This is a genomic window from Enterobacter sp. BIDMC93 (assembly GCF_001037805.1).
Lineage (GTDB): Bacteria > Pseudomonadota > Gammaproteobacteria > Enterobacterales > Enterobacteriaceae > Enterobacter > Enterobacter hormaechei_C.
The window spans coordinates 2,635,583-2,656,526 of the sequence record NZ_KQ089962.1 but is presented as its reverse complement, the minus strand read 5'-3'; the positions used below and the strand labels follow the sequence as shown (position 1 = coordinate 2,656,526).

Annotated in this window: 15 protein-coding genes; all 15 read right to left on the bottom strand. The window is 53.7% G+C overall.

From position 1 onward, the window contains the following. Positions 1-22 precede the first annotated feature (22 nt). The 15 genes from tssE to hcp all read right to left on the bottom strand — a co-directional run bounded on the left by tssE (position 23) and on the right by hcp (position 20,939). Positions 23-478 carry a type VI secretion system baseplate subunit TssE gene (gene tssE / locus SK58_RS12450; RefSeq protein WP_015570427.1) on the bottom strand — a complete coding sequence of 152 codons (456 nt, stop codon included), beginning with the start codon at positions 476-478 and terminating at the stop codon, positions 23-25. Beyond that, a complete protein-coding gene (gene tssJ / locus SK58_RS12445; protein ID WP_026080520.1) occupies positions 478-1,023 on the bottom strand; it encodes a type VI secretion system lipoprotein TssJ in 546 nt (181 codons plus the stop codon). Before tssJ ends, tssE begins: the two co-directional genes overlap by 1 nt. Continuing rightward, positions 1,001-2,086: a type VI secretion system baseplate subunit TssG gene (gene tssG, locus SK58_RS12440; protein ID WP_045338701.1), complete on the bottom strand. Its 1,086-nt coding sequence runs from the start codon at positions 2,084-2,086 to the stop codon at positions 1,001-1,003. Before tssG ends, tssJ begins: the two co-directional genes overlap by 23 nt. Continuing rightward, on the bottom strand, positions 2,050-3,804 hold the full coding sequence (gene tssF / locus SK58_RS12435) for a type VI secretion system baseplate subunit TssF (RefSeq protein WP_048219985.1): 1,755 nt from the start codon (positions 3,802-3,804) through the stop codon (positions 2,050-2,052). Before tssF ends, tssG begins: the two co-directional genes overlap by 37 nt. A gap of 41 nt (positions 3,805-3,845) precedes the next feature. Then, a complete protein-coding gene (tssA, locus tag SK58_RS12430) occupies positions 3,846-5,447 on the bottom strand; it encodes a type VI secretion system protein TssA (RefSeq protein ID WP_048219984.1) in 1,602 nt (533 codons plus the stop codon). Next, a complete protein-coding gene (locus SK58_RS12425) occupies positions 5,447-8,902 on the bottom strand; it encodes an ImcF-related family protein (protein ID WP_311184003.1) in 3,456 nt (1,151 codons plus the stop codon). The genes tssA and SK58_RS12425 overlap by 1 nt, the downstream gene beginning before the upstream one ends. Then, entirely contained in the window at positions 8,865-10,040 is a 1,176-nt protein-coding gene (locus tag SK58_RS12420; protein WP_017382247.1) for a hypothetical protein, read from the bottom strand. Before SK58_RS12420 ends, SK58_RS12425 begins: the two co-directional genes overlap by 38 nt. 51 nt (positions 10,041-10,091) lie before the next feature. After that, complete coding sequence (locus tag SK58_RS12415; RefSeq protein WP_048219981.1) at positions 10,092-10,547, bottom strand: hypothetical protein; 456 nt, start codon at positions 10,545-10,547, stop codon at positions 10,092-10,094. Positions 10,548-10,571: 24 nt separating this feature from the next. Beyond that, positions 10,572-10,997: a hypothetical protein gene (locus tag SK58_RS12410; RefSeq protein WP_048219979.1), complete on the bottom strand. Its 426-nt coding sequence runs from the start codon at positions 10,995-10,997 to the stop codon at positions 10,572-10,574. Between the two features lie 209 nt (positions 10,998-11,206). Next, positions 11,207-12,166: a putative type VI secretion system effector gene (locus SK58_RS12405; RefSeq protein ID WP_017382245.1), complete on the bottom strand. Its 960-nt coding sequence runs from the start codon at positions 12,164-12,166 to the stop codon at positions 11,207-11,209. Next, positions 12,163-14,931: a T6SS effector BTH_I2691 family protein gene (locus SK58_RS12400; RefSeq protein WP_048219977.1), complete on the bottom strand. Its 2,769-nt coding sequence runs from the start codon at positions 14,929-14,931 to the stop codon at positions 12,163-12,165. The genes SK58_RS12405 and SK58_RS12400 overlap by 4 nt, the downstream gene beginning before the upstream one ends. Positions 14,932-14,977: 46 nt before the next feature. Next, on the bottom strand, positions 14,978-15,244 hold the full coding sequence (locus tag SK58_RS12395; protein ID WP_017382243.1) for a PAAR domain-containing protein: 267 nt from the start codon (positions 15,242-15,244) through the stop codon (positions 14,978-14,980). A 15-nt stretch (positions 15,245-15,259) separates the two neighbouring features. After that, positions 15,260-17,632: a type VI secretion system Vgr family protein gene (locus SK58_RS12390; RefSeq protein ID WP_048219975.1), complete on the bottom strand. Its 2,373-nt coding sequence runs from the start codon at positions 17,630-17,632 to the stop codon at positions 15,260-15,262. Continuing rightward, positions 17,629-20,274, bottom strand: coding sequence for a type VI secretion system ATPase TssH (tssH, locus tag SK58_RS12385; RefSeq protein WP_048219973.1), 2,646 nt, complete (start codon positions 20,272-20,274; stop codon positions 17,629-17,631). Before tssH ends, SK58_RS12390 begins: the two co-directional genes overlap by 4 nt. A gap of 173 nt (positions 20,275-20,447) precedes the next feature. Further along, positions 20,448-20,939 (bottom strand): type VI secretion system effector Hcp, encoded by a 492-nt coding sequence (gene hcp, locus SK58_RS12380; RefSeq protein WP_009653685.1) that lies wholly within the window; start codon positions 20,937-20,939, stop codon positions 20,448-20,450. Positions 20,940-20,944 lie beyond the last annotated feature (5 nt).

The window sequence follows — 20,944 nt, the reverse complement described above, 5'->3', positions numbered from 1 at the left end:
ACTGTTTTAACCTGAGTAATAACTAGATGGCGGCTCGTGCATCGAGGTATTGCTGTTGTTTCAGATGACGGATTAATACCCTGCCCTCGGGCATAAATTCCGTGCCGTAGCGCACCAGCCCGACCCCCTTCAGCTCCGCATCAATGGCGTAGCGGAGTTCACCGGGCTGAATCTGTTCCTGCATCACCACGTTAATCCGGCTCAGGCGCGGCTCATATTTCAGCAATATGGCCGACAGTGTGGTAATCAGCTGATGGGCGGTACCGGGCATTCCCTGGAGGATTTTTGTCATATCCGGCAGGCCGTAGTCCGGCAGGTGAGCCAGCGTACCGGCGCGGCAGTTGAGGATGCGCTGCATGTTATCGAGTACTGATAAAATCACCTGATTCTGTTCGCTGACCTGGTTGAGGCTCAGGCCACCTGAGAAATTGCCGCTCAGCATTTCATACAGCGATGGCGTATTATGTCCCTTAGGCATCAGTCATCCTTCAATGGCTGTAACGTCAGGTGGTTATTCCCGGCCTCCAGAATGCGCGGCTTATCCGGATCGAGATCTTCACGTTTTAGAACCTGCTTCCAGGTATTGTTTACCAGGTCCGGGTGACGAAACAGGCCGACTATCGCGACAAACTGCGTTTCTTCTTCCATTGGCATATCAAGATTTGTATCACCGCCCGGTTTTACGACCACATCGCGGGTCGCCATCAGGTCGGTTTTCAGAATAGTTTCGCCATCGTTCAGTAGTTGCTGGTAAACCGTTTTATCGAAGATTTTACGGTCTTTCAGCTGATAGACACGAACTACCACCGGCTCGGAGAGTGAGTTACTTTCGCGGGAATCGGTGTTTAGCGCTTCACGCGCCGTGAAATCCAGGTGCAGCATCTTAATTTTTTTGTAGAACACGGCGTTAAATGCCGATTTGGTGCCATCGGTGATACCCTGCGTCATCCCGCACCCCGTCAGGCTGAACACCAGCAGTGCAGGCAACCAGCCTGCGGATTTAATCAAACTTGTACGTAACACGTCGGTTTCCTTGTTGTGGTATTGCCGGCTTCAGGCCAGTGTAATAGCCCAGTTCCGTCGTAAAGGTCGGTGGGATATCGTCTTTAAGTTCCCCCTCATCAGCACCCAGCACGCCGTTCATCCCGAGCCAGAAAGGGCCTTCGCCAAGCGGCGGAACGGCCAGCAGTCGGGTCCGTGTGGTCAGGGTGATCTTTGCTTTAAAACGCCAGCCGAGCCAGACACGAAGCATCACCAGAAAGTCCTGATACAGCAGACCGTCCGGCTTCCAGCCCTGTGCCTCCTGTTCATTATCCGTTGTAAGCGCAACCAGCAGTTGGCTACCCGCATCCATCGCTTCGTCACCCAGTGGCGTGTTGCCGTCCAGCAGAAAATCGTCATCACCGTAAAAGCCCAGCGGCTGACCCATTTCCACCGGCCGCAGGCAGTATGGACTGACCTTCACGGTGGTATCCGGGGCCAGCAACGTCACCAGCGCCTGCATTCCCTCCTGAGTTTTGCCCGGTTGCTGTAGAACACCCAGCAGAGCCAGAAAACGAGATACCGGTGTGGCGATGTGGTCTGCTGTGCCGGGAATACCCAATCCCACCAGGCCCAGCAATGACTGCGAGATGCTGTCCGTACCACCGGGTTCAAAGGTGGCCGGATAAGAGTATTTACGCCAGATACGGTAAAACTGCGTCAGAATGCGATGGCTGAAAATATCCAGAAAACCCTGTAGTGCGTCATGCCCTTCCCGACGCTGAGCGATGTCATCGAGATACGCCATCGGCAGGGGTGAGTCGACACCGTACATTCCCATAAAGGTCGTGCGGATACGTGGTGGCCGGCTGTCATCATCCTCATCATACTCCACGGCTTTCAGCTCACTGGCCGGAAATCCCATGCCCGGATGCGGGGCAAAGCGTACCGGGTCATCGCCCGGGTGACTGGTCGAGCCCATCAGCGGCCTGCCCGGGTTACGCTTCTCCAGCAACTGGCATAAACGGTAAAAGTTAATACGATGCAGGTCGGCTTCCAGCCGTGGGCTCAGCCGGGAATGCGGCGGTTGTGCTTCTCTTCCCATTCCAGGCGTTCTCCGGTCGGTTGCAGAATGATAATCAGGCGGTTAAACAAGTAGATGTCAGTGTATAGCGCAAAGAATCGGCTCATCATCTCGCCAAATAAGCAGATGTCGCCGCGTCCGGCAAAGCCATTGCTGTCCAGCGTGACTTCAATCTGCACGCCACGGACTAGGTAGCCCTGTTCAAAGCGCTCCGTTTCACTGTGCTTCACCTCGAGGATGGCTTCCAGACGGCGACGGTTCATCTCGCTGTCGGTCCATTCATACAGCGCCATGGTACCGCGCAGCACGTCGGCATTATCCATCATCGACAGAAATCCGCTGCCAAGGTGACTCAGTACGCGCCAGTGAAAACGGTCCTGCGCAGGTGGGTAACAAGGCAGCGTCGGCGCACACAGGTTGCGCACGGCAATGCTGACCGAAGTGGTTTTCATCACCGTATCAAGCACGGTGCTCTGCAGCGCACGTCGTGGCAGTTGACCATTGGTGCCGGTGAGCGTCAGCGACAGGCTTTCGTCTTCCGGGACGGTATGATTATCAAATGCTTCGCCGCCAAGGATGAGCCAGGTGTTATGCAGGCCGGACGGACCGCGGCGCACGCGGGTGTGGTAGTAATATTCCGGTGCTTCATGACGCATCATTCCTCCCTTATGACGGAAGCTCGAAAACGGCACGTAGGTGTGCTGGCTCGATGACATCACCGAATCCACGGTATATATCTCGGTATGGCCATCCTGCACGCGCATCGGGCGCAGCATGTATTCGGTTTGCAGAGAATTGAGCGTCAGCGGATCGGATTCCAGCGGGAACAGGTTAATGACCGGCACGCAATTCAGGCGCAGGTGCTTTTCGGTAAAGCTGAAGTTATGCTCCCAGCGTTCCGCCAGCACCACGTCGATTTCAAACCACGGGATCTCAGCCGGAAAGACCACGCTCTCCAGCCCGCGCAGCCCCGTAAACATGAATTTCTCGCGAAAGGTGAAGTACTCCAGCAGCAACTGGTAACCGCTGAAACTACTGTCCCCCTTCGGCCACAGCCTGTCATCATCACCAAACCCCAGTGCGGTGAAATACCCGTCCATCGGCCTTCTGTCCGTGTCACCCGGCATGCGCAGCCACAGACGCGCAGTATTCATGGTAAAAGCTTCATGCATAGCGCAGGCCAGCGGTGCGTCAGCATTGAAATAGAACGGGATCTGGCTGAGATCGACACGGCTCCAGTCAGCAAGATGGCTACAACTGAAGCGCAGGATGATGACAGAGCGCCCGTCAGGATCAGTCGACAGGCGGGCATGCTCCAGCGCCAGTGGCTGAAGGGTTATCTCTTTAGTTGTGGTGTAGCGACAACGCGTGCCTTTTTCACCGATCGGCCGCGAATTGACCTCGAAACCTCTGGCAATACGCATCGGTTCTTTCATCTCACGCCAGACAGGAGTGAACTCCACCACCGACATCGAGGGAATAGTGCGCAGGTAATGCGGCCACAGCAGACTGACCAGCCCTTCAGTTAGTTCAGGCAGGTCGTCATCAAGCTTCTCACGCAGGCGGCCCATCAGGAAGGCAAAGCCCTCGAACAGGCGCTCCACGTATGGGTCGCGCGCGCCCGCTTTATCGAGATTGAGCATTGCTGCCTGCTCCGGGTGAGCGCGGGCAAATTCTTCGCCGGCTTCCAGCAGGTAGCGCATTTCAGCGTCGTAATAACGCAGGGTTAAGTCGTCCATAAGAACCTGAATATGTGTGTTTTAAAGGTATGTCAGTCGCTTTACCCGCAAAGTACCGCACAGCCTGCCGGGTCAAGGGCAATCAGGCCCGCCAGAAGCTGGTCCATCTCTGGCTGAAGCCGTGACTTATCGGTTTCACTGCGGGCGGCTTTCATACGCAGCAGCCTGAGGCGGCGCGATTTCACTTCAAACAACAGCGCTGGCGTCCACTGAGTGAGGGTGATGGCCTGTGCTGCACCGTCAAGCTCACCCAGCAGATGCAGCGCCAGTTCATTCTTACCCTTCTGCTCAGCCACACGTGCCATCAGCAGACGCACCAACCATTTGTCTTTGGTGGTGTCGGTACCCGGGCGCGTTTGCAGCCAGTGGAGTGTGGCATCCAGACCATCCGTGTCAGCTTTCTCCAAAGCTTCCGGTTCAAGGGCCAGAATATCGTTGCCAGTTTCACTCAAGGCACTGACAGACTCATCCCGCCAGTTGGACATCTCGTCCTGCACGCTCTGGTTTATCCAGTGCAGCGTGACCTCATCAGCAAAGGGTGTGCCGTCATTGAAGGCCAGCGTTTCAAGTCCGGGAAGTCGCCGCAGCAGCCCTTTCAGGTCAGCGGTAATGATATCGGCCAGCACATCCTGGCCTGATTTAATCAGGGCCTGATGGATATACCACTGCAAATCCAGCCAGAGATGATTGGCGCCACGCGAGAAAGTGCTGTCCGCTTGTTCCAGTATCTCCAGCCAGCTCTGTTGCAAATACAGCCGTTTGAGCATTGCCCGCTGGTCAGCCCGCGGCGGTTCGATGCGCGTTTTCCCTTCGGCATCCGGTGCCGGGATTGCTCTTAGCGTGTCGTGACGCAGACTTTTCATCAGCCGGTGTGCGGCAAGCCAGCCATCAGGTTGCTCACGCAAATATCCCGTCAGGGTTCGGGCCTGAGCCAGCAAATCCTGACCGGACGTGATGCGGCTCAGCACTGGCGTTTCCTGTTCTGCCGTATGAGCTGCTGGATGAGCGCGTGTCTGACTGCTGGCGTTTTGAGGTATTACCGCATCCACGCCACCGGCTTTCATCAGGCGGGATCCCAGCGCGCTGTACAGGGCACTCAGATCTGGACGTGACGCTTCAGGCTCAGTTTCAAGACTGTCTCGGATGAGCAGCAACGCACCGGTCGTACGCTGGGCATCGTCGCGTACCACTTCTGGCCAGAGTAACAGGCTGTCAAGTAGACGAGAGCCTGCGAGCCACTCCAGCGCCGGTTTACGGCTTCGCTCGCGCTGAGGATGGAGCTGTGTTCCATACTGGGTTAGTAATCCCGCCAGTAACTCAAGCCCTGCAGCAAACCCGGTTTCACCGTCCTGGTGCAAGCGCGCCCAACAATAGTAAGTAGCAACCCGGACATCTTTGGCCACAGTGATCAGCACCTTTTCAGCCAGCTGGCAAATCAGCCCGGTATCAATGCCGGAAAGTTTATTGACCTCCTCCCGGATACGCTGGAAATCATCGTCATAACCCGGGTCTTCTCCAGTAGGATTGATCTCACTGATAGGGGTAAGCCAGCGCTGCCAGCTTTCCATACGTGACTGCGCCTGCTGTCGCAGCAAGGTTTCATCCGCCTGGCAGGCAACAACCAGATTCTGCAAAGCGTCCATTATTCGACTCCGTCCATGTCACTGTTTTCTGTGTTGGTCATCAGCGCCTGCGCCATAGCCGCGCTGTCGACGCTGAATATTTGATCTGGCAGCGTAAAACCCCGGAGTGCCAGTAACGCCAGCGGCCCACTGCCCAGTTGTGAACGCAGTACCCACTGTAGGGTATGACCATCCGGGGCGGTAAAACTCATCATCCACTGACTGCGGTCAAGCTGCTCTCTCTTACTTTCATCCAGCCAGCGAATAAAGCCCCAGGTTCCGCTGTAATCACCAAACAGACGTGTACCCGCATTGACGGTGGTCCATGTCAGCATGGCTCCGGGCTTGTAGGTGTCACCAGGCCAGCGGAAGCTCTGCCAGTCTGCCATCTGGTTGAAGTAGTGCAGATTTTGTCCATCGATAGTCAGTTGCGTTTCTACCACCTGCGGTACCGGACGCGCCTGTAGCTCAAAGCTGATGCCCTGACTGCCGTCGGTAAATAAGATATCCGATAGCTGGCTGAGCTGATTAATCGCCCGCAGGAAGGCTGGATTAAAGCTCAGCCCCTGGCTATTAACCTTATCTGGCACCCACTGGCTGCCCTCCTTATGCAGCACACCGCCGAGTTCCGCGGTCAGGAAGCGCTCAATGCGTCCGCTGTCCTTACGCACAAACTCAGCCAGCATTGGCAGAGAGGAATCACTCTTGCTGATAGCGAATGGGAAACGTCCGTCAAATGCCGTATGCCAGTTCGCCACCACGGAGCGACTCCATTTGTCATTCAGGCTCGCTGCCGATGGCTGAAGCACAGTTTCCCAGGCCTGGGTCAGTGGCTGCACAAACATGGTGCTGCCAAAACCACTCCACTCTTCGCCCAGGCTTGCAGCAATCAGGCTGCCGTACTGCTGGGTGTCGGTCAGGTCCACGCTTTTGCCCTGGAACACGGTCTGCGCCAGGCTCTGCATCATTTCCTGAGGGTCAGAGGCGCTGGCGACCTGTTGCAGACGCAGACGCACACGGGTGATACGGGTAAGATACGTTTGCAGGCTCAGTGAGTTGTCAGCCGACATAACATTGCTGCCTTTGTTTTTACCCATAAGTGCCAGCAACGGTCCAAAGGTTTCATCCAGTGGGCCCTGCGGGCCTGAGGCTGACTGGTCAATTACCGGTTTGTCCTTCCCGCCTACCAGGTCTTTAGCCGATTTGATGATGGAGTCCGACAGGCCTTCACTCTTCTGGCCGGTCTGCCCCTGCCAGGCGAGGGTGTTCATCAGGGCAATCAGCGGTGACTGGCGAACATCACTCATCAGCGTCAGCTGGTCGGTGACGTCTGCAATATTGTTTGCCGGATTAAGTTGCAGGCTGTTGAGGAAGCTCAGCCAGCTACCGGCAAAGTCGGTGAAGTAGCGTTCCGTCAGACGTGCTTTCAGTGCTTCCGGCGACAGGTCTGAGGAGACGGCTTTCCGGCTGTCGCTCAGCACCCAGTCAATTTCATCGCGGCGGGAGTTCGCCGCTTTCTCAATGGCCTGCTGAATACCTCCCTCCCAGGCCTGACGGGTGAACATGCCCGGCACCACCTCATCGGTGGTAAACAGGCGACGGGCATCGGTACCGCCGGTCATGTCCTCCAGAGACACATCGGCGAAGTTACGACGCACGGATTTGAGCATGTTCTCGTACAGCGTACTTTCCGCGTTGCGCCGTCCAATTTGCTGCAACAGCACCTGGCGGCTCTGGCTGACCAGTTGCTCATCCGGTGTGGTTTTCCACTGTGACTGCGCTGGCAGTTCGTTGATGTAGAAAGCCCACAAATCCGGTGACAGGCTTTGCCACAGGCCAGCTGAGATGCCTAAACGCGTCGGCTGCACGGTTTTCATGGTTTGCGCGTAGAATGCACCATCAGCTTTATCCGGACGGGACATCATCAGCCAGGCTTTCAGCTGGTCATAACCCGGTTTCGCCATCTGTGTCCGCTGGTCGCTGTTGGGTGCCGAATTGACCAGCGCAATGAGCTTCTGCTTAAGCGCTTCATTTGCCGGGTCACGTATCAGACGGTTGTTCGCCACCCCGTACCAGGGCAGCATTGCGTCAAGCAACTGCTGATCATGGTCCAGACCAAAGCGCTGATACCATGGCGCGCCGTCCTGAATATGGTGCAGCAGACGACCGGCATCATTACGCAGAGCATGCAGGGCCGTCAGTTGGTAATCCGATACAGAAGTGTGCTCCACCAGAGCATGAGCCTGCTGTGCAACAGAAACGATTTGTGACCGGTTGACCGCAAACGACAGCAGCGTCCCTACCCCCCAGAAACTGATGATGGCCATCAGTGCCCAGGCCAGCGCTCGTTCCCACGGCATACCGACACGACGGCCACGTACGCGGGTGCAGTCGTCGACAATACCCTGCCAGGTTGCTGGCAGAGTCAGGGCATGACGCTGTGATCCATAATTCTCAGCGTCGGCTGTTCCCGCTGACATTCCGGCAGGTTTCTTCTCCGACAGGCTGAACATCAGACCACGTAGCGGGACGCGCTGCTGAGAAACAAAGAGCCATGGCTGCAACTGCTGAGCCCAGCGGGCAATAGCACCGTCGTTCAGGTGCTGGCTCAGGCGCAGCAGGAAGTCGTGGCTGCTGTTTTCCGCGACCTGACTCATCCCCTGCGCCCGCAGGGCCGGCAGCATCAGTTCCAGCTGGCGGATTACATCGTCTTCTTTTGCGCGTGGTGGAAAGCTTGCACCTACCGCCTGCTCAGGACGCGTACTCTGCGACCAGTGACTGCTGCACAGTTGCCACAGCCAGACCGGAGCGGAATAACGCAGCAGTTCGCTGATTTTTTCCAGGCCGCGTAAATCGCTGTCGCTGATATGTGGGGTCAGCTTAAGCGACTCGGGCAGTAAACGGATAATCCCGTCCAGCGGGCGCCCGCGGCGTAGTTTACGCAGCGCTGTGTATTTTTCGCGGTCAGGCTCCGATGCCAGGCTGCCGCCGTAAATCAGCACGGTGCGGTTGCCTTCAAGCCACTGCTGCTTTTGCAGGCCGGGTAGCAGTTGCTCAATCGCGGCTTCATCGCCGGTGATCAGCAGCAGGCGGATCTTGTTTTGCCAGAAGAAGCTATAGCGTCGGCATAAATGAGCTTTTACAGGATCCTTTTTACTGGACTTTTTATAGTTATTAAGAACATTAGCTGTGACGGACTTCCCTCCCGCGATATGCTGAAAGCGATACTCTTTTTGATGGAACCATACACCGAAGTTCATCAACATCAGGAACACAGAAATTAAAAACATGCATAAGAACCAAAGGCTCACTTTTTCTTTTGAGGATACCCATCCAAAGATATCCCCATAGTAGTAACATCCTATAAAAGTCAGTACACCAAAAATAATGAGACAGGATACAAGGCCAATCACTCTCCATTTTGCCGAGGTGTTCAATTTAATGCTCCTTGCTATTATCAAATGGCTTAATGACATTTAAAAGGTATTCATCACCAACGCCAGTGACCATTAAAACCGGCTCATTGTTTTTTTCTGATATGAAAAGTGCCAGAGCAAACACCAACCAAAAATGGTGCTCATTTAAATTACCCAGCATCAAATTTAAATACATTCTCTCACACTCCCATTCAACATTCATAGATAAAGATGAGAGTCTTAATATCCCCGAAACTTCTGAAGCTTCCTCTGCACTCATATTGCTAAAAAGTACTCTTGTCGTTTTAAGGACATCTGACTGGTAAGTCATCATGTGGATGACCTCTTGTTTGGTGAGATTTTTGTTGCATACCATTGGTCGCAAGGCTATACCGTTATTGGCTTTTTCAGGTGGTTGCTCTTGATGAGTCACCAGCAATATTGAAGCGAACTCTGTTGAGTTAGGAGGGTATTTTTCAAAACTTTCAATGTTTGCAGATATTATTATTGACACCCGATTTTTTGAGATGTTGGATAATGTATCAAATTCCTGCCCTAATGCTTTACTCCAACAGTAATAATTACGCAAGCAATTTTCATCAAACCCGATCGCAGCCCAGCACTCTTTAAATATTGAGAAAGTAATATAATTACTATCATAGGTAAATATAACATCAAATATACATGATTCACTCAACCGTAACAGCCTTGTTCTGACAGACGCCAACAGTTCGTAAATCAGTTGTTCTTCAGTATATAAATCATCGTTATGGCCCCGTAGTTTCAATCGCTGGTTATTATATATTTCAACCGAATGAGACATTGCCATATCGGTTTGCGATATTACAGAAGGGAGAAACGCTTTATAAGCGGAAACATAAAATTTTTGACTTGCCCATTCAGTCCAGTCTTTCCTGACCAATGCTGCTTCGCGCTCTCTTGCTTCGAATGCCGACAAACACAAACCATGGTAATAGGTTCTAACGGGAATTATGACAGAAAAAGCTAGGGGCACCGAAAAAACCAACAGGGTAAGTAATTTTAACAACTCATTATCTTCAGCAGGCAAAATAATTTTAGCCCCAACCCAACTAACCACCACAGTCAACAAAATACTTATGAAAGAAAAAAACCATTTACTCCATTTAATTCCAGGAATCTTATCGACTGGAGGGATTATTTGTACAGGCCAATTCATATCATTCTCCATCATTGTTAACAGCACATTTTCTTTAAGAGAAAAAACTTCTTAACATGCCATACTGTCAATTATGGATTTAATATCTGAGTATGACTGAAGATCTTTACTGCGATTACTAAATATGATCTTCTTAAATACCTCATCCTGATAAAATAGTCGCTGCGCGCTCAACACGTCAAGCCCAAAATCAATAAGATCCTTAGCGGATGTAGAGAAAGTTGAATAATAATAATCTAGCGCAGGACTCAATAATTTCATCACATCACGCTCACTAAATTTATGCGGCATTCTCATTTTCCGATATGCTCGCAAAATATTATTAACAACTGAAATCCGGCCCATTTCGAATGCATTTTGCTCTGTTAATCCAAGTGAGTAGTTTAATTTTTTTTTGCATTTACCATCACCATTCGCCACCTGAGCTATTCCGCCTCCATCAATATAAGACCATGTATTAATATTGCTTAATAGCTGTTGCTTTTGCCATTTATCCAGCGTATACATTAACAAACCAAATACTGATGGGTCCTAATAGCGAAGTAATATATTACCAACTGATTGAATCGACTGTACGGCGGACAAAGCGACCTGTTCAGCAAGCTGCTCCCCAGTTAAATCCGTCGAAATCCACGCACAGACGCTGCGCCCTTCCCCGGACTCAAGTTTTTCTATTTTCAACTCATTCAATGAATTGTAAATACTATTCTTAAACAATTGGCCATCTCTCTCGCTGGAGGCACTAAGAGGGAAAAGGTAAAGTGGTAAAGCCCCCTGAAGTTCATCCTGGCGGAATGTTACAGGGTAAGATTTATATTCTCTAAGAATACTGGGCAAAAAAAGTGATGAATGATACTGTTCTAAAGATGCATCTATCAGTAGAAAACATTTCCCATTTTCCCCAAAAGCAGCATTGGTAATTTCTTCATGTATATCGTTAAAAAATATACCATCCATAATCAACCCCACCAGAATAATATCAGAAACACATTTCAATTAATTTATATTTATGACTTTCATAAAACATCATTATCTTATTCATATTGAGCCGCCCCCTCTCAGTAGCGATAGCAATTTTCTCCTGAATAGGTAAATTTCAAACTTGGGCATGCTGGTTTACCTTGATTCCTGCCGGGGGTAACCAAAATAACAATGTTTTTTTCTGTCTAGTAGTAAAACCAGCCTTCATCTGAATAAATGAATTTCCCACTGGGACAGGCTGGTTTGCTTTTATCACCCGGCTCATACCACTTCCCATTATCTTTTAGTTGCTGCTCATGTTTTTTTGTTATTTTATTGAGATTGATTGTTGCAACACGTCTCATCCCCAGCAACTGAAATATCTCCTCCGCCAGTTTGCAGCGTGTTGGCGCACAGGCTTTATATGCAAAGAATGCAATCAACCCCGAAATTACAGAAGACACCACAAAAGCCATTACCAGGAAAAGATAAAACCTCTCAAATAAAGAGACACCATTTGGATTTCCTTTTGAGAGAGAGATAAATACACATACAGAAACAAAAGCCACCATCAATATGGTGATTAGAATGAACATATTTTTAATGCGCCACAGCATATGCGCAATATGCCCCATATCACATTTCGGACATACTGACACTATCCGCTCTTCCGGTAACGCAATGGCATAGACCTCATAATGGTCATGCTGCCACTCAACAATCATGTCCACATCATCGCCAGTCTGAAGTCGGGTGACACCCACCCAGCCGCGAAACGGCTGGCCATTAATCATCCCCTGCACATATTCCGCCGAATCATTCGATGACTCGCTTTCAGCCATCATTACAGCCCCGACACCCGGGCTCCCTGCAACTATCGCTGCAGCGGCGGCAGCTCCGCGCTGGCCATCTGATATCTCCGGCAACATGCTGGTCCGGTAGGCAACTGCATCAAAATACTCCCGAAAATATTCGCTACGGAAAGACTGCAGTTTCCCTGATATTTTCTCCAGAGGACCATAAGGCGGCAATACCGGCGACGGCGGAAGCTCACGTGTCCACGGCCTGCCGTTCATCACCTCAATCTCTCGCTTTGTACGCAGGTCTGCTAATTTTTCTGGCTCAACAAAACGGGAGCATATCTGCTGATTTTCAACTGAATTCATGAAATATCCTTTATCGCCCCTTCCAGGGCTTTATTCTGGTCTGTCAGACTGCGGTTGAAAGGTGCTGTACCGAACACGCATTTTCTACACCATATCTGAAGCTCATCGTCCGATATCCAGGTCACAACCACCTGTAACAAAGTTATCGCAACCATCACTTCCCAGGTCATCAGTACTGCAAGTATTCGGATCCCTAAAATTTCCCAAGCCAAAAAACCTGTAATTTTCCCAGCTACTTTTTTAGCTATCGGTTGACTAAACTGTTCCAGCAGAAGACCGACTGATTTTGTGACTGCCAGGACATCAACTGTTGTTTTAATAAGCAATACAGAGGAAAGTAAAAAACGATTGCTTTGCAACTCTTCGTAAGTACTTGCACCATCAGCAAACACCGAAATTAAAGACGCAGTTCCACCCGCTGCCGCCCCAACCCCCTTGACCCAGGCCACTGTAAGCTCACGCGCTTCCAGACCTTTTTCTATTGCCGGCAAAATAACCGACGTCCCCTGACTCACCATCGCCAGCCCGCTGGCCAGCAGGCTCGCCAGCGGCTTCTTTTCATCCCTTACCTGTCCGCACAGGTAGATAAAATCCATCGCATTCAGCACCAGCAACAGACTGTTTATTCCCGCCAGCCGGTATTCGGCCTTGCCCTTTTCTGATGCAAAGTGCTCTTCCAGCCTGCTGCTCATTCTCTGTTTAATCTCGGCGACTTCATTCCCGCTCGCCATAAAACGTCCACTGCGCCATATACCTTCCAGCACCGTCTGACGTAACGCCGGGGCATCTTTCAGATACGCATTCACTAACGAGTGAACTTCTTCTGAAGGTATTCCCGCCCTTATCATAAATATCAGCCTGAACGCCGTGGTCGCCAGCTTCTCGCCTGCCTTATCCACCCGCAGAATGCGGCTTACCCTGTCTCCCACCGTGACGATAAACGCATCCGTGTTGAAGAGCTGTACTTCCAGTTTGCTGGCATTTTCCCTCAGCCCCTTCACGACACTGTTCATCGATTTCTGGTAATACCCCTCCAGCTTTTTCATATTGCTGACCTGCTGCATCAGGGCTGCCGTCATGGCGGTCGCCGTCAGAGGCGTCACGTCCTCGTCCTTTTTCCCTTTCACCGTCGCCAGATACGGCTCCAGCTCACTGATTAGCTGCGGGTTATTGGCCGCCACATGCCGCCACAGCAGATTCCCGCGATTTTTAGTGCTGTACTCATTCCACCAGCCGTCTATCTTTGCCGCCCCTGCCGGACAACTGTTGATCCCGTGCATGGCCATCCCCACCGCTGACTGGTAGAACAGCCCTGCCCGCTGTGCCTCGCAGTGGAAATCATCCAACGTTGCCAGCAGTACCGGTGCACTGAGCCAGTTCACCACGCTGACGATACGCTTCTGGAAGATAGCGTTAACCGAATCAACCAGGTTCGTGTAGCATGTATCAAAGTTCGCCTGTCGGGTTGCGTTGAGCTTTTTCTGATAGGGTGCCCAGCTCCGGGCCCGGACTCCACTGAAATCCTGCGAGGGTTTAGGCAGATTTAACGCCAGCTCCTCATCGACCTGCGCCTGTATCGCGGCAACCCGTCGCTGGTGAGCAGCCAGCGGTTCGGGTGGACTCATCAGCACACTCTCCGGGTATGATGCCGTCACGTTCTGCGCATGCCAGTTTCTCACTAACCTGTCATCTGCCCTGATTTGTGCCAGCACATCAGGCTTACCCTGATACCTTTTCTCAAGCGCCTGCAGACGCGAATCCAGATATTCGTCTGTCAGCATGGGACCATCAGTTCTTCGTCTCCGCATTGCGTCCTCCCGAGATTCGGCATTGCTTTCCAGCAGCGTTCTGACGGCATCGAGATTTGTTTTGGTGGCGAACTCAAGCTCACGTTCCTGCAGAAACTGCGCCTGGCGCCCCAGCACATCCTGGCTCCATCCGTTAAGTTCATGAACAATCCCCACCGGATCCCAGAGTGGAAGCAGCAGCGGCGTCATCCCCTCACTTCGGTTTTCCATGGCCGTGACCGTCGCGTCTGCCATGCCACTGCGGTTTTTTGCCCACGGATACAGACTGGACTGCAGTTTCACCACATCATTATTAACCCGCCAGGGATCATCCACCGTCGGATCCCAGAGTGACGATGCCCGGCTGACGTTTACCACTTTCGCATCATCCGGACCAGGAAGCAGACCAGAAACAGAAGGAACCTGATAGTCCAGTACCTGATTCAGGCTTGCCCCGGTAACGTCGGTCCCTGTTTTTGTGCGCTGAGATCCCGCCACCGAAGGCATCACTTTCTGCATTCTCTCAGTGCGCTCTTCTGGCCTGGTGCGATACCGATCGAGCGTTTCCTGCTCCCACGGATACTGACTGAACGCAAACCACACATTGCCGCACTTATCCGGGGATTCAATGCTCATGAACTCGACGTTTTGAGCGATATGCTCGCCCGTTTCGCACAGCGCTTTATCCACCGGTACAGGATTAGACGCCACCTGTTGCAGCCACAGTGAGCCGTCCGGCGCAACGCTGTAGCACTGCCAGTAATTGGTGCCCTGCTTTCCTTTTTCATAAAAAACGTAAAGGTAGCCCTGGCGAAGCGCGCGGAGTGTGTACTTTTCATTACTGGCGATCGTTACCCCGGTGATGCACGGATCATTCGCCCATCCCGGTAAACTAGCATTAATATTTTCCGGCACAACAGCATAGCGCACGGGCAGTACTGTCAGGCCTTTCGTTGTGCATAACCCCTGGCATGCCATATTCACATCCTTTTTTTAATTAAGCCTGTAAATAAAAAATTCTTATTCAACCAGTGAAAAAATTAGAGCCTGCGATCACTTTATGGCCGGAACATAGACAAAGCACACGGTCCTGATCCTGTACCAGAACTATGCCATTACTGACGATACCAACTGCAGTGGCCAGGATGGGAAATGTTCCCTTACAGACAGTACAGATGGCTTTGTCATTATTTTGTGCCACCTGTTTTCCATCACTAAAATAATTCGCAGTTGCAGTAATTATTTTCCCATTACTCGTCCTGTCACCTAAAACGGCTAATTTTGTAGTCATCTTTTTCCTCAAGTATTAGCTAAGCATCACCACAGCCCCTTGCTGTTGGGCTGCAGAAATTACTCCAGGTTTGCAACCAGAAGGTAGCGAAAGCGTTGAATTTAACGTCGCCGCAGACTGCTGTTGAACCGCAATACATTTCAACGTGACGTTTTTGCCAGTACCAACTTCAACCCCCGCGTCACTTAACCGTATAAATGCCCCCCCACAAACCAAAAGGATTTCTTTTTTGGCTGATATGACAACGCTGTTGTCAGAACTGGCAACAGAAAGCTTTTCTTTAGCAAATAAATTCAGCGCGTCCGACTGTGCCTGAATATCTACTTTGCCCTCCGAGGCATACATTTTTATTCCCAGTTTGTGTGCAAATAAGCTCAGAATATCGCCCACCGCCAGGGTTAATTTTTTGGCAATGCTAATGTCTGCATTTTGACCTGCGGTAACAATTAGATTCTCCCCTGCCGAGACTTGTATGCTCGCGGGGGTGACCTGCGCAATTCCTGAAGGGGCAGACAGAAGTAACGCTTGCTGCTTAAGATCGCTAAGCGTCTGATTCATTAATGTTGTTTGTTTCTCAAGATCGGCTAATTCCGCCTGGGCTGCTTGAGCAACGTGACGTAATCCAGAAGTCACCTCTCTGGCAGCGTCAAGTTCTTTGAGCGCAGCTTGCATTTCACGCTGCAGTCCCTTCGCTTTCGCCTGCCCGTCCGCCGAGATGAATAGTCCTTTCTGCGCCCGGATGGCCCCCCAGCTGTCCGTCCTGAGCTCAAACCCCTCACCGCGCTGCTGTTTCTCGCTGTCGACCAGGTGGCCTAGATTCAGCTGGCTCTTGCCGCCGTACTCCGTGCTGACCTTGATATGCTCTTTCCCGCGCTCGTCGTCGAGGCGGATTTTGTTGTTCGCCGGCGTGCGCAGCACGTTGCGTCTGTAGTTGCGGTTGGTGACGTGGTCGCCGTGCGCCGAGTCGTGCAGCACACCGGCAATGTACGGCCGGTCCGGGTTGCCGTCCTCAAAACCAATCGCCACCTCGGTACCCGCCAGCAGCGGCAGGTGCAGGCCGTAGGTATTCCCGGCGTACGGCCGGGACTGACGGACCCACAGGCTCTCGAACCCTGTCTCCCAGTTCTCACGGTCAAACAGCATGTTGACGCGGTAGCGGCCGTCTTTATCGATATGCCCGTAGATGTCATTTTCAGTGGTACTGGTGACGCGGGCCGGTAAGGTACCGGCCATCACCGGACGTGAACCAGGTTCCGGGCGGAAACTGAAATCCGGACTGTCCGGGATACCGTCAAACCTGACGCAAAAGTCCGCATCACGCTGCGCATGGCTGTGCATCGCCGTGACAACCACGCCCTGCGCAAACACGTCTGCCACTTCGTACCCGCCGGTGACGGTCAGCAGCATACCCGGAGAGAGCACCGGACAACTGGTGAAGGCAACGGTCTGCGTCTGGCCATTCAGGTAGCGTTCGTGACGGATGCGGGCGTAAAACGCACCGGACTCCGGTGCCGGGTTGCGGTCATACGCGCTGCCGGGTGTCAGGTAGTTATCGGCCCAGTGATAGGCCTCACCGTACGTGGTGACATCCCCGCCGGTCGCGTCAACCCGGGTGTTCATGTCCTCCGTGGCCTGACGGTAGTTGTAGTCGCGGGTGCTGACCTCCTTCTGGACCACGTTATGGTGGCACTCCATATCCCACACCGAGTCCACACCCTGCGAGTGCTGCCCTGACGGCGGCACCGACGGCAGCGTCAGGCCTTTCTCATACCCCTGCCGGCTGTCGTAAAACTCCACCACGTCAATGTTGAGGCGCGTGTCGGTGGTGAAGCGGAACCAGATACCGACCTCACCCAGCAGGCGGGTGATAAAGTGCAGGTCGCTCTCACCGTACTGCATCACCTGCTCGCGGCGCGGGTACTCTTTACTCAGTGAGAACAGGAAATCCTGGCCACGCATGCCGTGGCGCTCGCGCAGGATTTTCTCCACAATCTGCGGGACGGACATGTCCTGGTAGATGGCGTTCTGGTGCGAACGGCTGAGCAGGGCCAGACGCGGCTCAAGCGTCACCGCGTAACGGGTTTCATCCTTTGAGGTACCCAGACGTTCAAAACCCGTGACCACGCCCTGAATCACCCGCACCGGCTGCTGTATTTTGATGCCGTAACCCTGGTCAACCGGGGCCTGAAGCGTCAGGGAAGCCGCTTTCATCAGCATCATCTCTTTGCTGATGGCATGGTCCGTGCTGGTGAACTCAATACGGTAGCTGAACGGTGTGCTCAGGGCTTCATCGCCCTCAAACTCCAGCACATCAAGCCCTGCATCGCAGTCCTTCACCGACAGCAGGTGATGGCTGTGGCTGAATCTTAACGGAGGATTATTGCTCATGCGTGCACTCCTTCTGTCCGGTCAAACTCGAGCACTATGCCCTCTTCCTCATCCCAGCCCAGCGTAAGATGCTGCGGCTTCTGCCCCGCTGCCATATGCATCAGCAGTTGCTGGCTCAGGACCGGCAGAATCTGCTGGTTCAGCAGGCTGTCGACATTACGGGCCCCGGTGTCCGGCAGCAGGCAGGCATCGGTCAGCGCGTCGTACAGACTTTCGTGGATATCGGTCTTCATACCGTAGTGACGGTTGAGGCGTTTACTGACCTGCGCCAGCTTCATCTCCACAATGGTACGCATGGCTTCTGCATTCAGCGGACGGTAAATCACCGTCTGGAAGCGCGCCAGCAGCGCAAGCTGGAAGTGGTCCCGCAGGACAGGACGCAGCAGTTCATGCAGGTCCGGCTCTGTCGCCTCCGGCTGTTCCTCCAGCAGCTGCATGATAAGGTCGCTGCCGAGGTTCGAGGTCATCAGAATCACCGTGTTGCGGAAGTCGATTTCCCGCCCCTCGCCGTCGCGCATGAAGCCCCGGTCAAAGACCTGGTAGAACAGGTTCATCACATCCCGGTGCGCCTTTTCCACTTCATCCAGCAGCACCACGCTGTACGGGCGCTTACGGACAGCTTCGGTCAGAATGCCGCCCTGACCGTAACCCACGTAGCCCGGAGGTGAGCCCTTGAGCTGCGAGACGGTGTGTGGCTCCTGGTATTCCGAAAGGTTGATGGTGATAAGGGACTTCTCGCCGCCGAACAGTTCATCGGCCAGCGCCAGGGCGGTTTCGGTTTTGCCGGTGCCGCTCGGCCCCACAAGCAGGAACACGCCCTGCGGGCCGTTCTCCGGCGCCAGACCGGTTTTGCTGGCGCGCAGGCGCTGCGCAATGGCATTCAGCGCACTGTCCTGACCGACGACGCGTTTCGCCAGACTGTGCTCAAGGCTCAGCAGTTCCGTCTGCTCGTCCTTCATCAGGGAAGAGAGCGGTACGCCCGTCCAGTCGGCGATAACGGTGGCGACGGTACGCGCATCCACATCCAGCCCCAGCAGCGGGGTATGCTTTTGTATATCGCTCAGTTGCTGTTGCAGGTCCGCCATCTCCGCCTGGCGGGAGATATCAGCCCGGCAGGCCAGCAGTTGTTCCGTCAGCGCCAGCTCCTGGCCGTATTGGGTTTCCCGTTCGTCGAGCTGCAAAATGATGGCGACTTCTTCCTCTCCGATGGCGGTCAGACGTTCGCCGTGGGCGGTATTGCCCACCGCGATATCCTCCAGCAGCGCCTGCTTCTCCATAGCAAGGGCCGTGAGCTGCGCCTTCATGCGGGTCAGCGGCTCCGGAATAGTGTCGAGGCTCATACGGACACGGGCAGAGGCGGTATCCAGCAAATCCACCGCCTTGTCCGGAAGCTGGCGTCCGGTCAGATAGCGTCTGGAGAGCGTGACGGCGGCTTTAACCGCTTCATCGGTAATATGCACGCCATGGTGCTCCGCGTAGCGTGACTTGAGTCCGCGCAGCATCAGGCAGGCGGTGTCGTCGTCCGGCTCATCAACTTTAACCATCTGGAAACGACGCTCCAGCGCGGCGTCGCGCTCAAAGTACTGTTTGTACTCACTCCAGGTGGTGGCGGCGATGGTTCTGAGCTCACCGCGGGCGAGCGCCGGTTTCAGCAGGTTGGCCGCATCGGCGCCGCCCGCCTGGTTGCCCGCGCCGATAATGGTGTGCGCCTCGTCAATGAAGAGCAGAACCGGCAGGGGTGACTGCTGCACCGCGTCGATGATGTTTTTCAGGCGCTGCTCGAATTCCCCCTTCACACCCGCCCCGGCCTGTAACAGGCCGAGGTCAAGGGTGCGCACGGAGACCGGCTTCAGCGCGTCCGGCACATTGCCCTCATGAATGCGCAGCGCCAGTCCTTCCACGAGCGCGGTCTTGCCGACGCCCGGTTCGCCGACCAGAATCGGGTTGTTCTTGCGGCGCCGGGAAAGAATATCCACCATCTGGCGGATTTCATTGTCGCGGCCATAGACCGGGTCGATTCTGCCCTCACGGGCGCGGGCGGTGACGTCGAGGGTGAACCTGTCCAGCGCATTCTGCAACGCCGGGTTCAGCTCTCCTGTTATATCCGCATTCACCGGACGGCCGACAAACTCCACCTCATCCCCCTGCGTAAGCTCCGCTTCCTGCTGCACCTCCGGTCGTTCATCCGACTGCGCATCCAGAAGTCCACGCAGGCGCTCAAGCTGGCTCTGCGCCAGCGTCAGCAGCGGCCACAGGCCGTCGCAGCGCAGCAGTTTCGGTTTTTCCACCAGAGCCATCAGGAGGTGAATGCTGCGGATATGCTCTTCCCCCGACAGCGAGGCGTGCAGCCAGGCGTCCTGCATAAGGGACTGCACGCCCTCCGAAAGCTGCGGACGGCTGCGCACCGACCGTGGCAGGCTGTCCAGAAAACCCAGCATATCCTGCCATATCGTATCCATATCCCATTCGTAGCGCCGCGCCAGCACCGTCAGGTCGCCCTCACCCTGCTCCAGCAGTTTCAGCAGCCAGTGCTCAGGCAGGATTTCCGCATGGGCGCGGGTCTGGCACAGGGAAGCGGCCCCTTCCATTGCGCGGGCACAGTAAGGGTTAAGACGGCGTAACAGGATGGCTGGATTTTCCATGAGACTCTCTCTTTATCAGTTCCGGACACGCTACCGCCCGTCGCTGTTCCCTGTTATTCAGGAACCCAAAGCGCATCAGGTCGGGCAGGCAGATTGTGTTTTTCTTTGCTGACCACCCGTCAGTGCAGGCGCTCAGCAAAAAAAGCAGACGGCTGACCGTCTGCTCAGGGCTCTTACGCAGTGGCGCGTTCGTTCCAGGAATCGGAATGAATGATGTTGCCGTCCTTGTAGGTCCAGGTGATTTTTTCGTAGCGCAGTTCAATCTGCTCGAGGTGGTTGTGCTTCTCGAAAGCAGGGTCCTTGATGTCATGCATCTTCGGATTCACTTTCACCAGCTTCACGTTCTCAAGCTTCGTGTTGAAGTACTCCACTTCCTGGCCTGCGTCATTGATTCTGTACCATTTGAACTCAGCAGATTTCAGGGTCTGGCCGGTCGTCACCGCCTTGTACAGGTACGGGCTGGAGGAGTCGATTTCCTTGGTGAACAGGAAAGGCGTGTGGATACGGGTGCCGGTCAGCTTGCCGGTATTGTTATCGGTCGGGATGTACAGGTTGTGCTCCTGGGCCACCACTTCGATACTGCCTTCACGATCCTGAACGTCCACGGACCCTTTGATGTCCGCGCCGCCGTCGTCCTTCAGCCACAGATAGACTGGAATTGCCATGTTAA

Bases quoted from the DNA above. Each gene is read 5' to 3' on its own strand.
- tssF (WP_048219985.1), bottom strand. From the start codon at position 3,804: ATGGACGACTTAACCCTGCGTTATTACGACGCTGAAATGCGCTACCTG.
- SK58_RS12405 (WP_017382245.1), bottom strand. From the start codon at position 12,166: ATGAATTCAGTTGAAAATCAGCAGATATGCTCCCGTTTTGTTGAGCCA.
- tssG (WP_045338701.1), bottom strand. From the start codon at position 2,086: ATGGGAAGAGAAGCACAACCGCCGCATTCCCGGCTGAGCCCACGGCTG.
- SK58_RS12410 (WP_048219979.1), bottom strand. From the start codon at position 10,997: ATGGATGGTATATTTTTTAACGATATACATGAAGAAATTACCAATGCT.
- SK58_RS12425 (WP_311184003.1), bottom strand. From the start codon at position 8,902: ATGTCATTAAGCCATTTGATAATAGCAAGGAGCATTAAATTGAACACC.
- SK58_RS12415 (WP_048219981.1), bottom strand. From the start codon at position 10,547: ATGTATACGCTGGATAAATGGCAAAAGCAACAGCTATTAAGCAATATT.
- hcp (WP_009653685.1), bottom strand. From the start codon at position 20,939: ATGGCAATTCCAGTCTATCTGTGGCTGAAGGACGACGGCGGCGCGGAC.
- SK58_RS12395 (WP_017382243.1), bottom strand. From the start codon at position 15,244: ATGACTACAAAATTAGCCGTTTTAGGTGACAGGACGAGTAATGGGAAA.
- tssE (WP_015570427.1), bottom strand. From the start codon at position 478: ATGCCTAAGGGACATAATACGCCATCGCTGTATGAAATGCTGAGCGGC.
- tssA (WP_048219984.1), bottom strand. From the start codon at position 5,447: ATGGACGCTTTGCAGAATCTGGTTGTTGCCTGCCAGGCGGATGAAACC.
- SK58_RS12390 (WP_048219975.1), bottom strand. From the start codon at position 17,632: ATGAGCAATAATCCTCCGTTAAGATTCAGCCACAGCCATCACCTGCTG.
- tssH (WP_048219973.1), bottom strand. From the start codon at position 20,274: ATGGAAAATCCAGCCATCCTGTTACGCCGTCTTAACCCTTACTGTGCC.
- SK58_RS12400 (WP_048219977.1), bottom strand. From the start codon at position 14,931: ATGGCATGCCAGGGGTTATGCACAACGAAAGGCCTGACAGTACTGCCC.
- SK58_RS12420 (WP_017382247.1), bottom strand. From the start codon at position 10,040: ATGAATTGGCCTGTACAAATAATCCCTCCAGTCGATAAGATTCCTGGA.